General features: G+C 33.8%; 14 protein-coding genes. 8 read left to right on the plus strand and 6 right to left on the minus strand.

Annotated features, from left to right (window positions below; genetic code table 11):
- Positions 1-43: 43 nt before the first annotated feature.
- The gene (yegQ, locus tag GQ589_RS05680; protein WP_160425053.1) at positions 44-1,387 is read right to left on the minus strand and encodes a tRNA 5-hydroxyuridine modification protein YegQ; all 1,344 of its coding nucleotides are present in this window, start codon (positions 1,385-1,387) and stop codon (positions 44-46) included.
- Between the two features lie 313 nt (positions 1,388-1,700).
- On the opposite strand from yegQ, the gene GQ589_RS05685 reads away from it, so the two are divergent.
- From GQ589_RS05685 to GQ589_RS05695, 3 genes are all read left to right on the plus strand, one after another.
- Positions 1,701-3,005: a GntP family permease gene (locus GQ589_RS05685; protein WP_160399755.1), complete on the plus strand. Its 1,305-nt coding sequence runs from the start codon at positions 1,701-1,703 to the stop codon at positions 3,003-3,005.
- A gap of 16 nt (positions 3,006-3,021) precedes the next feature.
- Positions 3,022-4,167, plus strand: a complete 1,146-nt coding sequence (locus tag GQ589_RS05690; RefSeq protein ID WP_160399754.1) for a glycerate kinase — start codon at positions 3,022-3,024, stop codon at positions 4,165-4,167.
- 236 nt (positions 4,168-4,403) lie between these two features.
- Positions 4,404-5,558, plus strand: coding sequence for a sugar diacid recognition domain-containing protein (locus GQ589_RS05695; protein WP_160425055.1), 1,155 nt, complete (start codon positions 4,404-4,406; stop codon positions 5,556-5,558).
- Positions 5,559-5,596: 38 nt separating this feature from the next.
- On the opposite strand, the gene GQ589_RS05700 is transcribed toward GQ589_RS05695, so the two are convergent.
- A complete protein-coding gene (locus GQ589_RS05700; RefSeq protein ID WP_160399752.1) occupies positions 5,597-5,788 on the minus strand; it encodes a thermostable hemolysin delta-VPH in 192 nt (63 codons plus the stop codon).
- 147 nt (positions 5,789-5,935) lie between these two features.
- Positions 5,936-7,519, minus strand: coding sequence for a glutamine-hydrolyzing GMP synthase (gene guaA / locus GQ589_RS05705; RefSeq protein WP_160412140.1), 1,584 nt, complete (start codon positions 7,517-7,519; stop codon positions 5,936-5,938).
- Positions 7,520-7,777: 258 nt separating this feature from the next.
- Between guaA and GQ589_RS05710 the strand changes: the two genes are divergently transcribed.
- Both GQ589_RS05710 and GQ589_RS05715 read left to right on the plus strand, forming a co-directional pair.
- Positions 7,778-8,209 (plus strand): hypothetical protein, encoded by a 432-nt coding sequence (locus tag GQ589_RS05710; protein ID WP_160399750.1) that lies wholly within the window; start codon positions 7,778-7,780, stop codon positions 8,207-8,209.
- Between the two features lie 3 nt (positions 8,210-8,212).
- Positions 8,213-8,680, plus strand: coding sequence for a MarR family winged helix-turn-helix transcriptional regulator (locus tag GQ589_RS05715; protein ID WP_160425057.1), 468 nt, complete (start codon positions 8,213-8,215; stop codon positions 8,678-8,680).
- A gap of 225 nt (positions 8,681-8,905) precedes the next feature.
- On the opposite strand, the gene pta is transcribed toward GQ589_RS05715, so the two are convergent.
- Together pta and GQ589_RS05725 are read right to left on the minus strand one after the other, a co-directional pair.
- Positions 8,906-11,056 (minus strand): phosphate acetyltransferase, encoded by a 2,151-nt coding sequence (gene pta, locus GQ589_RS05720; protein ID WP_160425059.1) that lies wholly within the window; start codon positions 11,054-11,056, stop codon positions 8,906-8,908.
- Between the two features lie 65 nt (positions 11,057-11,121).
- Positions 11,122-12,327 (minus strand): acetate kinase, encoded by a 1,206-nt coding sequence (locus tag GQ589_RS05725; RefSeq protein WP_160425061.1) that lies wholly within the window; start codon positions 12,325-12,327, stop codon positions 11,122-11,124.
- A gap of 190 nt (positions 12,328-12,517) precedes the next feature.
- Between GQ589_RS05725 and yfbV the strand changes: the two genes are divergently transcribed.
- A complete protein-coding gene (yfbV, locus tag GQ589_RS05730; RefSeq protein ID WP_255471111.1) occupies positions 12,518-12,967 on the plus strand; it encodes a terminus macrodomain insulation protein YfbV in 450 nt (149 codons plus the stop codon).
- A gap of 14 nt (positions 12,968-12,981) precedes the next feature.
- A complete protein-coding gene (priC, locus tag GQ589_RS05735) occupies positions 12,982-13,491 on the plus strand; it encodes a primosomal replication protein PriC (protein WP_160412146.1) in 510 nt (169 codons plus the stop codon).
- 89 nt (positions 13,492-13,580) lie between these two features.
- Here priC and GQ589_RS05740 read toward each other — a convergent pair whose 3' ends face one another.
- The gene (locus GQ589_RS05740; protein ID WP_160425078.1) at positions 13,581-14,228 is read right to left on the minus strand and encodes a hypothetical protein; all 648 of its coding nucleotides are present in this window, start codon (positions 14,226-14,228) and stop codon (positions 13,581-13,583) included.
- 267 nt (positions 14,229-14,495) lie between these two features.
- Here GQ589_RS05740 and cysK point away from each other — a divergent pair, with 267 nt between their 5' ends.
- A complete protein-coding gene (gene cysK / locus GQ589_RS05745) occupies positions 14,496-15,461 on the plus strand; it encodes a cysteine synthase A (protein ID WP_160425080.1) in 966 nt (321 codons plus the stop codon).
- Positions 15,462-15,509: the final 48 nt, after the last annotated feature.

A 15,509-nucleotide genomic window follows, 5' to 3' on the forward strand; every position in this document is an offset into this window, starting at 1 on the left:
TATACTGTTCAGACTAGCTGAACAGTTTTTAAACCGAATAAAACTAATCAAAATTACGCATTAATAATGCAAAATTTAAATCGATTTCTTCAGGAATTGGAATATAAACAATATGACCATCGCCAAGCCCTGAAGGTACTGGCTGTCCCTTTTTATTTTCCATACGCTCAATAATAAAGGTCTTATTGCCTTTTGGTGTCATCATTTCAACGCTATCACCGACTGAAAACTTATTTTTAACAATAATCTCAGCAAGACCATTTAAACGTTGACCACTAAATTCACCGACAAACTGTTGCCGCTCAGACACAGAATGGCTATGTACATAATTTTGCATATCTTCATGTTTATGGCGACGTAAAAAACCTTCGGTATAACCACGATGCGCAAGCGAATCCAGTTCTGCTAATAACCGAGGATCAAAAGGCTTACCTTCACTCGCTGCATCAATGGCTTGACGATACACTTGTGCAGTTCTTGCACAATAATAAAATGACTTAGTACGTCCTTCAATTTTAAGAGAATGTACTCCAATTTTGGTTAAATCATTCACAAGTTCAACCGCCCTTAAATCTTTTGAATTCATGATATACGTACCATGTTCATCTTCAAAAGCTTGCATGTATTCACCAGGCCTACCCGATTCTTCAAGCATAAACACTTTATTCGTGGTTTGACCAATGCCTAAAGTTGGTTCAACCTGTTGTACGGGGATTGGTTCGCATTTATGAACAATTTGCCCTACTTCGTCTTCTTTACCTTCAGCAACTTTGTACTCCCAACGGCAAGCATTAGTACAAGTACCTTGATTTGAATCACGCTTGTTAATATAACCGGACAATAAACAACGCCCAGAATAAGCCATACAAAGTGCACCATGAATAAACACTTCTAATTCCATTTCAGGGACTTTTTCACGGATTTCAGCAATTTCATCAAGTGATAATTCACGGGATAACACAACACGAGTTAATCCCATTTGATGCCAAAACTTTACCGTTGCCCAGTTAACCGCATTGGATTGCACCGATAAATGAATTTCCATTTCAGGAAAATGTTCACGAACTAACATAATTAAGCCTGGATCAGACATGATAAAGGCGTCTGGCTTCATATTTACAATAGGCTCTAAATCCCGAATAAAAGTTTTGAGTTTAGAGTTATGAGGAGCAATATTAACTACCACATAAAACTTTTTGCCTTGAGCATGAGCTTCATTGATACCAATAGCTAAATTTTCATGATTAAATTCGTTATTCCGTACACGTAAACTATAACGAGGTTGACCAGCATAAACCGCATCCGCTCCATAAGCGAAAGCGTAACGCATATTTTTAAGAGAACCAGCAGGAGAAAGTAACTCTGGTTTTGTATATAAAGTTGTCATTAAAATGCCTCTGATTTCAAGTCAGTATTACTTATTAGTAATAGGTTAAGCAAAACAGGATGGGGATTTTACGCTTTAGCTTGTCAGTTGGCAAATTAATTAAATAACTTAGCTAAATAATTAACTATTCATAATCATTATGAACATTTTTTAGCAAATAGTGTGACTAAATTCACACCTTTTTGTAACTATGCCTAATTTTTTCTAATTTTAAAATAAAATTTTTATGCAAAACTACATAGCATAATGCTTAGTACAATAATAAAATTAGTCAATCTTATAAATTAACTGTATAGAAATAAGAGAAAATCTAATGAATGAAATAATTTCTTGGTATGGTGCTCTAATAGGATTATTTCTTGCAATATTTTTAATATTGCGAGGAATAAATCCTGTTTATTCGTTATTTTTTGGCGCAATAATTGGAGCATTTATTGGTGGTGCTAATTTAATTCAAACTGTATCTATTTTAGTTAGTGGAACACAAAGTATTATGGGCACAGTCATTCGAGTATTGGCAGCAGGTATTTTAGCTGGCGTTATGATGGAATCAGGAGCCGCCGAAACTATAGCTCAAGCAGTGGTCAAAAAGTTAGGGGAAAAGAAAGCGCTATTAGCTTTAGCGCTTGCAACAGGAATCATTACTGCGTCTGGTGTATTTATTCCTGTAGCGGTACTAATCGTTGCACCAATTGCTTTATCTGTTGGGAATAAAATGGGCATATCACGATTGGCACTATTGCTAGCTTTATCTGGTGGTGGTAAGGCAGGAAATATTATATCACCTAACCCTAATACCATCGCTGCAGCAAATGGTTTTAACTTAAGTTTAAGTGATGTCATGATAGGTGGTTTTATTCCAGCTATATTTGGGTTAACTGCAACTGTTGTTATTGCCTCATTAATCAAGAATAAAGGAGACAAAATCGTTGAGCAAGAAGTGCTTGCTTTAAAAAAAGATGAACCAGAAAATAAAAGCAATACGCCATCTTTAATCAAAGCTATTGTTGCTCCAGTTACAGCAATAATTCTGCTAATGATTAGCCCAATTGGTAATATTTGTCATATTGATTTTTTAGCTAATTTAAAAATTGACGCATTGTATGTACTACCAATAGCAGGAATGATTGGAATGTTTGCTATGGGTCAACATCGTAAAATAGCAATGTACACAAAATCAGGAATAGATAAGATGACACCTACTGTTCTTATTTTAATCGGCGCAGGGGCAATTGCAGGTTTAATTGGTGCATCGAATCTTGCTGGCCAAGTTATTCATATAATCCAATCAATGGGGATTTCCGGTTATTACTTATCACCAATTTCAGGCGTCCTAATGGCTGCAGCTACTGCTTCAACTTCAACTGGGGTCATTTTAGCAACAGGAACTTTCGGCTCGACAATTACTAATATGGGTATACCGGCAATTAGTGCTGCTGTCATGATGCATACAGGTGCTACAGTTATTGATTCATTACCTCAAGGAAATTACTTCCATGTCACTGGTAACAGCATGAATATGTCAATTAAACAGCGTATGAAATTAATCCCATACGAAGCGCTTGTTGGTGGAACAATGACAATTATTGCAACTTTATTATATGGCTTCATTATTTAATATCAGGAATAACTTTATGAAACAAAAAACATTTGTACTTGCACCCGATTCTTTCAAAGAAAGTCTAACAGCCAAAGAAGTTTGTGAAGCAATGGAATCAGGTATAAAAAAAGTATTTTCTGATGCTAAATTTGTTCATGTACCAATGGCCGATGGTGGCGAAGGCACAACACAATCATTAGTTGATGCCACAAATGGGACATTACATACTTGTGAAGTAACTGGACCTCTAGGTAATAAAGTGATTGCCCATTTTGGTATTTTAGGAGATAAAACCACTGCAGTGATTGAAATGGCGTCAGCAAGTGGAATTCAACTTGTACCCAAAGAAAGCCGTAACCCATTAATAACTACCACTTATGGAACTGGCGAATTAATTTTAGCTTGTATAAAACATGGGGTAAAAAAAATCATTTTAGGTATTGGCGGTAGCGCCACCAATGATGGTGGTGCAGGAATGGCACAAGCTTTGGGCGTCAAATTTTATGATAAAAATAATCAATTATTAGGCAAAGGTGGAGGGAGCTTAGATAAATTAGCAAAAATCGATGTATCAGAAGTTAACTCATTACTTGATAATGTAGAGTTTATTGTTGCTAGTGATGTCACAAACCCATTATGTGGAGAAAAAGGAGCATCAAGCGTTTTTGGTCCACAAAAAGGGGCAACACCTGAAATGGTTAAGCAATTAGATAAAAATCTACAGCATTATGCATCTGTTATAAAATCACAATTAGGAAAAGATGTTTCAACCATTCCTGGCGCAGGAGCTGCTGGTGGATTGGGCGCCGGATTAATGGCATTTACTAACAGTAAAATGGAAAAAGGAATTAATATTGTTATTCGATATAGTGATTTAGAAAGCAAATTAAAAGGTGCTGATTTTTGTTTTACCGGTGAAGGAGGAATTGATTTCCAAACTAAATTTGGCAAAACACCTTTTGGCGTAGCTCAAGCAGCTAAAGCACAGCAAGTTCCTGTAATTGCTTTAGCTGGCACAATTGGAAAAAATATTGAAGAGCTATATCCTGAAGGAATAGATACTATTTTTGGTATCATTCCTAGTGCTTCCACAATAGAAGAATTACTAAATAACGGTTTTAAAAATATAGAACGAACTAGTGAAAACATAGCTCGTTTAATTAAAATAACTCAAATCTAACATCCTAAAAATAAATTAATAGCAAAAGAGGAATAGCATACTGACAATACTATTCCTCTTTTTATTTAAAATAATAATATCAACTAAATTTAGTTCACTATAATCAGTTAATAATTTTGATTAATAAAAATTTAATTATAAAAACGATATAAATAATTAGTTATAACAAGTTAAAATCACAGTCATTGTATTAAAAACAATCGTTTCATTAACAATAAAATTAGGAATCTACATCAATGAAATCTATAAGTATCACCCCTAAACTTGCCCAATATATTGTTGATCGCACAATGAAGATTATTGATTGTAATATTAATGTAATGAATAATAGTGGCAAAATTATTGGTAGTGGAGATATAGAAAGAATTGGGGAATTACATGAAGGAGCCATGCTAGCCATTTCACAAAAAAGAGTTGTAACAATTGATAATCCAACAGCAAAAAAATTAAAAGGAGTAAAACCAGGAGTCAATTTTCCGCTTAAATTAAACGATGAAATCGTAGGAGTAATTGGCGTTACAGGAGAACCTAAAAAAATCATTCAGTTTGCAAAATTAGTTTGCATGTCAGCAGAAATGATGATGGAACAGGAGCATTTATTAAAACAATTATCTCAAGATAACCGTTTAAAAGAAGAGTTTATTTTATCCATTATCCAATCGGATAATAAAGTTTCGGATCTATCCGAATGGAGTAGAAAACTCAATATCAATATTTCTCTACCTCATGTAGCTGTTATAATCGAAATAGATAGTGGACAATTAGGTATTCAAACAGCAATGAGTGAATTGCAACATATTCAAAATGAACTACAAATTATCACAAAAAGTAAACTAGTTGCTATAAAGTCTTTAACCGAAATTGTTATGCTGATTCCTGCATTAAATAAGTTTAATCGCTGGGACCTTGCTGAACACAAAAGTAACTTAGAAAAGTTGGTCAATTATATTAAAACGTCTTGCCAAGTTTTAGTTAAAATTTCTTTAGGAAACTACTTCCATCACGGTATTGATATGATTGCCCGCTCTTATCAAACTGCTAAAATAGCAATGTTGGTTGGAAAAAAAAGAATGCCAAATTGTCGTCATTTTTACTATCAAGAATTAATTCTACCTGTTCTTTTAGATAGTTTAAACCATGACTGGCAGGCAGAAGAATTGCTATCACCATTAAAAAAATTAAAATCTTTTGACCATAGTGGAATATTACAAAAAACACTCACCACTTGGTTTAATCAAAATCTACAAAATAGCAAAACAGCTAGCACATTATTTATTCATCGTAATACATTAGAATATCGTCTAAATAGTATTTCTAAATTAACTGGACTAAATCTATCTAAATTTGATGATCGAGTACTACTATATATTGCACTTCAACTAGACAAATAATTATTTAAAAAAATCCTAAACTATTTTTTTGCATAAAATTAATCGCTATTATTCAACAATGGTAAATATTCATCCCATCGATACTCTCTAATTGGCATAGGGTTAGTATTTTTAAAATATAAAACTAAAGCCGGTTTAATACCATTCCAATTATCAACAAATTCATATTTAACAAGCTCCCCATCTTTGATTAACTTCTTTGCTTTCGCATGATAATTAAAATACCCCATAGATTTATGATTCCGTTTGGCGAATTTAATAACAATTTAATATAAACATACCATACTCTAAAACCTATCAAATATTATTTTAAGTGGTATAAAATAAAAACCTTGATTAACAAGGTTTTTATAAAATATATCTACTTTAAATTGGGATTATTCCCACTCAATAGTAGCTGGTGGTTTTCCGCTTATATCATACACAACACGGGATATGCCGTTAACCTCATTAATAATGCGGTTAGAAACTCGACCAAGGAATTCATATGGTAAGTGAGCCCAATGAGCAGTCATAAAGTCAACCGTTTCAACTGCCCGCAGTGAAACAACCCAATCATATTTACGCCCATCCCCCATTACACCTACTGAACGTACAGGTAAAAACACAGTAAAGGCTTGACTAACTTTATGATAAAGTTCAGCTTTGTAAAGTTCTTCGATAAAAATAGCATCAGCTTGACGTAATAAGTCACAATACTCTTTTTTAACTTCACCAAGAACTCGTACACCTAAACCTGGTCCTGGGAATGGATGGCGATAAAGCATATCGTAAGGTAAGCCAAGTTCTAAACCTATTTTGCGTACTTCGTCTTTAAATAGCTCTCTTAATGGTTCAACTAAGCCCATTTTCATATCTTCAGGTAAACCACCAACATTATGATGTGATTTAATCACATGAGCCTTACCTGTGTCGGCTGCTGCCGATTCAATAACATCAGGATAGATAGTACCTTGTGCTAACCATTTTACATCTTTAAGTTTTGCTGCTTCTTCATCGAATACAGCAACAAATTCACGTCCAATAATTTTACGTTTAGCTTCCGGATCCGCTTCACCTTTTAGTGCAGCTAAAAAGCGATCTTCGGCGTTTACAGCAATAATATTTAAGCCAAATTTATTACCAAACATATCCATAACTTGCTGCGCTTCATTCAGGCGCAATAAACCATGATCAACAAATACACAAGTTAACTGATCACCAATAGCTTGATGTAATAATAATGCAGTTACAGAAGAATCCACTCCACCTGATAAGCCAAGTAACACTTTGTCATTACCAACCTTTTCTTTAATGCGAGCAATAGCGTCACTAATAATTGATGATGGAGTCCAAAGTTTTTCGCAGTGACAAATGTCGATCACAAAACGTTGCAGTAATTCAAAACCTTTAATCGTATGCGTCACTTCTGGGTGAAATTGCACACCATAAAATTGTTTTTCATCATTAGCCATAATAGCAAATGGACATGTTTCGGTACGACCAATAAGTGTAAAACTGTCTGGTAGCGTTGTGACTTTATCGCCATGGCTCATCCATACATCGAGTTGGTTAATCCCTGTATCAGTCGTATTATCTAAAATGCCATCAGTTAACTTAGATGATCCAACAATATCCACTTTGGCATAACCAAACTCTCGTTGATTAGAAGCGGTAACTTGCCCTCCTTTACCTACTTGAACTGCCATAGTTTGCATGCCATAACAGATCCCCAATACTGGCACACCTGCATTGAACACATATCCGGGTGCTCGTGGGCTGTTTGGTTCAGTAGTACTTTCAGGGCCACCTGATAAAATAATACCTTTGGGATTAAATTGTTTGATTTTTTCTTCCGATACATCCCACGGCCAAAGTTCACAATAAACACCAATTTCGCGAATACGACGAGCAATTAACTGAGTAACTTGCGAACCAAAATCAAGAATTAAAATGCGTTGCTGGTGGATGTCTTTTTTCATCAATTTTATTCCTAAACTATGAACTAATACAAAATTAGGGTGATATTGTACCATTTACCAAATAAATTGAGAGCATTAATTAAAAACAATTATAAATATTTTATATTATCAATAATTTTCAAATCACCTTATTACAGAATTCAATATCATGGTCATCAGACTAACCTTGTGATAAGTCAGCAAATAAAAAAAATTAAATTCCCTTTACTTAGTTAATAAGTAAACTTATAATAAGTCAACTTATTAAAAGGAGACACTATGGATACCATTTCAATTTCTTTCATATTACCAACCAAAGCTAAACCAACTCAAATTTGGCAATACTATACTGATCTTAATTTAAGAAAATTATGGGAAACTGATCTTGAAGAATTTCGTATATTTGGTGACTTAAAAACAGGATCTAAGGGTATTTTCAAATTACAAAATATACCAGAAATGGAAGTTACTTTATCAAAGATTATTGATGAGCAAGAATTTACAGAACAATTTGATATGCCTGAAATAGGTTTACTTTTTTTCTCACATCAAATTATTGAAATATCGCATAATCAATATGCATTAAAATCAGAAATTTCTCTAAAACCGAACAAAAAAATGGATACTAAAGCATCTTATGATTTTATAAAACAGATTTCAGATGATATTATTGATAAAGCTTACAAATTAAATAGCTTAGTTGAAGGGTAAATTATGACAAAGGACAATAAGTTTTTGACTCAATTCCAAACTGATTCTGAATCTATTGGTTTTGTTTTTATGAAAACTTATTCGTCCTGGCATACGAATATCAAAAATTGCTTGAAAAAACAGTCTATCACTCATCCTCAATTTATTGTGCTTGCAACACTTGCTTATCTATCACAGCAACCAGACGAAATAACACAAGTTATTTTATCAAATAAAACAAATATCGATGTGATGACAATTTCCCAAATATTAGAGAATTTAGAAAAAAAGGATTATATAAAACGCTCTTGCTCAATTAAAGATAGCCGGGCAAAATCCATTCAATTAACACAAAAAGGATTGAATAAAGCGAATGAAACTGTACCTTTGGTTGAACAAATAGATAAAGATTTTTTTTCAACATTACAAGGTAATAAAGAACAATTTATGAAAATGTTATTAACACTATTAAAAACCAACATGAAGGGATAAAATCATTTATAACTTTTTATTATTTATTGTTTTTATCAACTTTGAATGCTTAGACTTGACTCAAAATAAGTTTTTGAAGACCTTCTCTCAAATTTCTAGAACAAAATACTTTAAAACTGAATCGTTATAACTCAAACTTTTTAAAGCTTATTACTTGGCTCAATTTAATTGAAAAAAGGTGATATTTCATCACCTTCTATCTATAGTTAAAATGTATTACTAAACTTATTTTGAAGCGTTTTGTTCTTGGGCCGATTGAATTGCGGTTAATGCTATAGTGTAAACGATATCGTCAACTAATGCACCACGAGACAAGTCATTAACTGGCTTACGCATACCTTGTAGCATTGGACCAATTGAAACAAGATCTGCAGAACGCTGTACTGCTTTATAAGTCGTATTACCCGTATTAAGATCAGGGAAGATAAATACAGTTGCTTTACCAGCAACTTTCGAATTAGGCGCTTTTGATTTAGCCACATCAGGCATTACGGCTGCATCATATTGTAATGGACCATCGATCATAAGATCTGGGCGTTTTTCTTGAGCAATACGAGTGGCTTCTTTTACTTTTTCTACATCAGCACCTTGACCTGAACTACCTGTTGAATAAGAGATCATTGCAACGCGTGGTTCAATACCGAATGCGATAGCTGTATCAGCTGATTGAATCGCAATTTCAGCTAATTCTTGTGCATTTGGATCAGGATTAATTGCACAGTCACCGTAAATGTAAACTTGATCAGGCATTAACATAAAAAATACTGATGAAACAAGTGAACTACCTGGTGCTGTTTTAATTAATTGTAATGGTGGACGAATAGTGTTAGCTGTTGTGTGAACCGCACCTGATACTAAACCATCAACTTCGTTAGCTTCAAGCATCATCGTACCAAGTACTACGTTATCAGCTAATTGCTCGCGAGCAATAACTTCAGTCATGCCTTTGTTTTTACGTAATTCAACAAGACGAGGAACATATTTTTCACGAATATTTTCAGGATCAACGATCTCAACCCCTTGTCCTAAAATCACACCTTGTGAAGCAGCAACTTTACGTACTTCATCAGGATTACCAATAAGCACACATTTTGCAATGTTGCGTTCAGCACAAATTGCCGCAGCTTTGACTGTTCTTGGCTCATCACCTTCTGGTAATACAACAACTTTCTTAGCATTACGCGCAAGCTCAGTTAATTGATAACGGAAAGCTGGTGGTGATAGACGACGTGCAGAATTCGCTACTTCATTTAATGATTTAATCCAATTTGCATCTATATGATCAGCAACAAAATTCTGGGTATTTTCCATGCGCTCTTTATCATCAACAGGAATTTCCAAATTGAATTGTTGTAAATTGATAGAGGTTTGGAAAGTATTGGTTTTAACAGTAAATACAGGTAAACCTGTATCAAAAGCTGGTTGGCATAATTTTGCGACTTTTTCATCGATTTCATAACCACCAGTTAATAAAACACCACCAATTGAGACGCCATTCATTGCAGCTAAACAAATAGTGGTTAATACATCTGAACGATCGGCTGATGTTACTAAAAGAGCATTTGGTTGTAAATGACTGATAATATTAGGAACACTACGTGAACAGAAAGAAATATGTTTGATACGACGGTTTTTGATATCACCTTCGTTAATAATTTTTGCATCAAAATGTTTAGCAATATCAACAGATCGACAAGCACTTAAGTCCATATTCCAAGGAATACAACCAAGAACAGGAAGTGGGCTATACTCATTTAAATCTTTGATTGTGACTTTTTTACCGTCAAATTTAGGCGTATGATAAATTTCTGCCACATCAGGACGAGCAAGACTTTGCTCTTCAACTGGTGCATTAACTTTATTAACAATAACACCAATGATTTTTTCATTTTTGATACCACCAAAATTAGAACGTGCAATTTCAATACGATCTTTAAGTTGCTCTGGTGAATCTTTACCCATATTGACAACAAAAATAATTTCAGCACCAAGTGTTTTAGCAATATTATTATTAAGCTCATTAGCAAAAGGATAATCAGATGTTGGTACAATACCCTCAACTAAAACAACGTCAGCACCTTTAGTGTTTTCAGCATAAAGTGCAACGATTTCTTCCATTAGCACATCTTGTTGATTCAAACCTAATAGGTTTTCAACATGGCTCATTTTAAGCGGTTTCAAAGTTGGAATTGACGTGTTATGGCTAACTAAAGTTGTTGTGTTATCTGGAGCATCACCACCAGATCTTGGTTGTGCTACTGGCTTGAACACATTTAAGTTAATACCTTGACGCTCCATTGCTCGAATAACACCAAGGCTCACACCGGTTAACCCGACATTAGTACCGGTTGGAATGAGCATAATTGTACGAGACATAATTTTACCTCTTAATTCTTTATTAAATAAAAACAAACCGCCATTAAGGCGGTTTTTATTGAATATTACGCAGTTAGACGCGCAGCATCTTGAGCAATCACAAGCTCTTCATTAGTTGGAATTACCATTGCGATAGCTGAACCATCTTTAGTGATTGTGCCCCCTTTACCAAAACGAGCAGCTAAGTTACGCTCTTGATCAAGTTCAAAACCAAGAATACTTAATTTTTGTAACGCCATGCGACGAACCTCTTCAGAATTTTCACCAATACCACCGGTAAAGATGATAGCATCTAAACGACCATCTAAAAGCATTGCATAACCACCAATATATTTAACTAAACGGTGAACAAAAACATCTAAAGCGTTTTTAGCATTTTCATCTGTTTCGTAATTATCAGTTACATAACGGCAGTCACTACTTACACCTGTTAAACCTAATAAACCTGATTTTTTATTTAATAGATTATTAATATCAGAAACAGACATTTTTAAATTGTCATGTAAGAAAAACATAATAGCAGGATCGATATCACCACTACGAGTACCCATTACTAAACCTTCTAGTGGTGTTAAGCCCATTGAAGTTTCAACACATTTACCATTTTTAACAGCTGTAATTGAAGCACCGTTACCTAAATGACAAGTGATAACATTAGTTTGATCAACTGGTTTATTTAATAATTTTGCTGCTTCACGACTAACATAATAATGGCTAGTACCATGTGCACCATAACGACGAACACCATGTTTAGTATAAAGTTCGTTAGGAATAGCATATAAATATGCTTCTTTTGCCATTGTAGTATGGAAAGCAGTATCAAATACAGCTACATTTTTAGCTTTTAAATGTGGAAACGCTGCAAATGCTTCACGAATACCAATTAAATGAGCAGGATTATGTAATGGTGCAAATGCTGCTGCTTCTTCGATTCCTTTTAATACTGAATCATCAATAACTACCGATTGAGTATATTTTTCACCACCATGAACAATACGATGGCCAATCGATTTAATGCTATCTAATAATTCTGGTTTTTGTGGAAAGATGCTATTAACAATAAAACGAATTGCTTCACTATGTGCAGCACCTGCACCTAAAGAGGCTTCACCTTTAACACCGTCAAGTTTCCACTTAATACGTGCATCAGGAAGGTTAAAACATTCAGCTAAACCAGATAAAAATTCATCACCGTTTTCAGGGTTTATAATGGCAAATTTTAATGATGAACTTCCGCAATTAAGAACAAGAGCGTTATTACTTGATGACATAGTAATTCCTATAGATTGAATAAAAAGACATATACCAATCAAAATTGGTAACTCAGCACATGATAAAATCAATGTGACTACACTAGGTGACTTCTGATATCTTGCTTTTTGAGATAAAATAGAGGAGTCTCCAATTTGAATAACACTATTTTAAGACAATAAGAAGTGAATGTCGAGGAATCCGCAAAAGATGAACCTAATAAACACAATTAAAGCAGGGATAAGGTATATGAAGCTTTGTCCGACGGACAAACAGCTAATGCATTCATTTCCTGAATTAAAAATCATTAACCACATAAAAACCGCAAATAAATACTTGCCCCCTATCATTATTGGCTTACTAGTTTGGCAATATTGCCTGCCTGCTCAAATTGCAGTAACAGCAATAACCATATTATTTGCCTTAAGTTTACCTTTACAAGGGATATTTTGGCTAGGACGACGCGCACTATCACCTTTACCACTTAACTTAATTGACTGTTATAATCAATTAAAATTAAAGTTGATTGCTAAAAAAATCATCGCAGAAAATAGCTCAGAAGACAATAAACTAACATTTGAAGCATTTATGAAAATTATAAATTTAGCCAAATTGCACTTAGGTGATTACTTTGGTTCAGATGATTCCTTACCTTATTAAAAAGGCCGACAATAATGGCAGATTTACTCACAACACTACAAAATCAAATTAACCAGCTAGAACAACAAATCAATTTAGCAAACGAAAAGCAATATCAAGAGCCCTATTTTGACGAACAACTATTTCAAACCAATAAAATTGTGACAGACAAAACATTTTATCTTGAAAAAATAAAACACACCTATCAAACATTAGTTGCTAATATCGAATCAGAAAAAGTCGAACAAATCACTTTTTTATCAGACATGTTAGTCAACCAAATTACAGCCCTAACACGTGAACTAGCCACCCACAATTTGCGCAAAAAAGAGCCCCAAATCATTATTGAAGAAACCCTAGCTCAAAAACACATGCGCCATTTAGATTATTTACGTCGATTGCAAGAAATGAAATACGAGTTAGAACTATCATCTGACATCATTAACCAAAGCAAAATAGCTGCACTTGATAATCGAATTTACCGCTGTGAACAAGCAATTAAAAAAATTGAGTTTGAGATGGAAAGTGATATCAATGATTTCTAATAAAAGCCAATTTAATGTCGTAAACAAAATAGTTACATAACTATTGCATAAAATTATAAAATTAAATACCAGCCTTTAATAAATCATTATCAATTATTTGATGATTTAAAACCCATTAATTGAGAAAAATATTTAGCACCATAGCCTTTAAAATAAAATTGAACCTGACGACTTTTCAAAGCGTAGATAAATGCGCTTGTTTCCTCATACGAATAAAAACCACTTACCCAACGTTTATTTAACTTAAGCTTATCATTTTTGAAAGTCAAACATAACAAACATGAATTTACGAATGCTGAAGATCTATACCTATTTATTCCATCATGCTGACGAGATAATCGCATAGTAATTTTAACATTAAGATCACTATTGATATCATAACAAATATCTCGCCTAAATTTTCGTGATACAATAATTTTATTATTGCTAACTATAGAAAAAACTGGCGAAAAAAACATTTTCACTATATACAACAGACTAGTAATTAAAAAAATCCCACATATACAACTATTAAAATTCAATAAATTCAAACCTAAAAAACGATTAACTGCGTCAAAAAAAAGTAAAGTATCGACAAAATAAAAATCAATTACAAAAATAAATAAAACACAACACACACCCCCTAACAATATTCCTGTAATACAACCCATTATCAAGGTACAAATTAAAGACTTTTGGAACGGTCCTAATATTTCTATTTTTGGCTTTGATCTTGTTGGTTTTAGTCGTTTTCTCATTAAGCTACGGTCAAATTAATCTATTAATTGCGTTAATATAATAACAAAAAATCTATCATTTAAGATGATGATAAAAATAAAATCAAAAAAACATTATACGGGATTAGTGTTTATTTTTCTTATCATAAGATTATTCTTATGACTAAAATGAATATTGTTATAATGATTAATTAGTATCGTCTTTTTGGATTATATTTATAATAATGATTATTCATAATCAGTAGTACAATACTATTTATTTTAAAACGATTAATTAAGGATTTTGATATGAGTAACATATTTGATGATAACTCACAAACCATTGGGCATACTCCATTAGTCAGATTAAAACACTTTGGTCATGGCAACATATTAGCCAAAGTCGAATCACGCAATCCGAGTTTTAGTGTTAAATGCCGCATTGCATCGAATATGATTTGGGATGCTGAAAAACGAGGTTTATTAAATTCTGACGTTGAATTAGTTGAACCCACCAGTGGCAATACGGGCATTGCGCTCGCCGCTGTTGCAGCCGCTCGTGGTTATAAATTAACATTAACAATGCCTGAAAGCATGAGTATAGAGCGTAGAAAGCTACTTAAAGCGCTTGGCGCTAACTTAGTATTAACCGAAGCAGCCAAAGGAATGAAAGGCGCTATCGAAAAAGCTGAAGAAATTGTCGCAAATGATCCTACAAAAAATATTATGCTACAACAATTTAGCAATCCAGCCAATCCAGAAATTCATGAAAAAACAACGGGTCCTGAAATTTGGCAAGATACCGATGGTAAAGTCGATATTTTTATTGCTGGCGTCGGAACTGGAGGCACTTTTACAGGTGTAACACGTTACCTTAAAAAAACACAAGAAAAGGATATTACTGCGGTTGCCGTTGAACCAACTAACTCATCAGTCATTAGCCAAGCACTCGCTGGTGAACCAATAAAACCGGGGCCACACAAGATCCAAGGTATTGGTGCAGGATTTATTCCTGATAATTTAGATTTAAGCTTAATTGACTTAGTTGAAAAAGTCACCAATGAACAAGCCATCAACACAGCTCGAGAATTAATGGAAAAAGAAGGCATATTAGCGGGGATCTCATCTGGTGCCGCAGTTTTTGCAGCAGATCGCCTCGCAAAATTACCTGAAAACGCCAACAAAACCATCGTCGTTATTTTACCCTCTTCTGGCGAACGTTATTTAAGTACCGATTTATTTAGTGGGATTTTTACTGAAAAAGAGTTGGGATAAACGACATCAAATGAATATCTTAAAAACTAACACCACCTTATAGTGGTG

Origin of the sequence: Gilliamella sp. Pas-s27 (genome assembly GCF_009795865.1) — a bacterium.
GTDB lineage: Bacteria > Pseudomonadota > Gammaproteobacteria > Enterobacterales > Orbaceae > Gilliamella.

What these genes read in the sequence shown, in the direction of transcription:
- GQ589_RS05715 (WP_160425057.1), top strand. Translation starts at nt 8,213, where the DNA reads ATGACAAAGGACAATAAGTTTTTGACTCAATTCCAAACTGATTCTGAA.
- yfbV (WP_255471111.1), top strand. Translation starts at nt 12,518, where the DNA reads ATGAACCTAATAAACACAATTAAAGCAGGGATAAGGTATATGAAGCTT.
- guaA (WP_160412140.1), bottom strand. Translation starts at nt 7,519, where the DNA reads ATGAAAAAAGACATCCACCAGCAACGCATTTTAATTCTTGATTTTGGT.
- GQ589_RS05725 (WP_160425061.1), bottom strand. Translation starts at nt 12,327, where the DNA reads ATGTCATCAAGTAATAACGCTCTTGTTCTTAATTGCGGAAGTTCATCA.
- cysK (WP_160425080.1), top strand. Translation starts at nt 14,496, where the DNA reads ATGAGTAACATATTTGATGATAACTCACAAACCATTGGGCATACTCCA.
- yegQ (WP_160425053.1), bottom strand. Translation starts at nt 1,387, where the DNA reads ATGACAACTTTATATACAAAACCAGAGTTACTTTCTCCTGCTGGTTCT.
- pta (WP_160425059.1), bottom strand. Translation starts at nt 11,056, where the DNA reads ATGTCTCGTACAATTATGCTCATTCCAACCGGTACTAATGTCGGGTTA.
- GQ589_RS05695 (WP_160425055.1), top strand. Translation starts at nt 4,404, where the DNA reads ATGAAATCTATAAGTATCACCCCTAAACTTGCCCAATATATTGTTGAT.
- GQ589_RS05710 (WP_160399750.1), top strand. Translation starts at nt 7,778, where the DNA reads ATGGATACCATTTCAATTTCTTTCATATTACCAACCAAAGCTAAACCA.
- GQ589_RS05690 (WP_160399754.1), top strand. Translation starts at nt 3,022, where the DNA reads ATGAAACAAAAAACATTTGTACTTGCACCCGATTCTTTCAAAGAAAGT.
- GQ589_RS05740 (WP_160425078.1), bottom strand. Translation starts at nt 14,228, where the DNA reads ATGAGAAAACGACTAAAACCAACAAGATCAAAGCCAAAAATAGAAATA.
- GQ589_RS05685 (WP_160399755.1), top strand. Translation starts at nt 1,701, where the DNA reads ATGAATGAAATAATTTCTTGGTATGGTGCTCTAATAGGATTATTTCTT.
- GQ589_RS05700 (WP_160399752.1), bottom strand. Translation starts at nt 5,788, where the DNA reads ATGGGGTATTTTAATTATCATGCGAAAGCAAAGAAGTTAATCAAAGAT.
- priC (WP_160412146.1), top strand. Translation starts at nt 12,982, where the DNA reads ATGGCAGATTTACTCACAACACTACAAAATCAAATTAACCAGCTAGAA.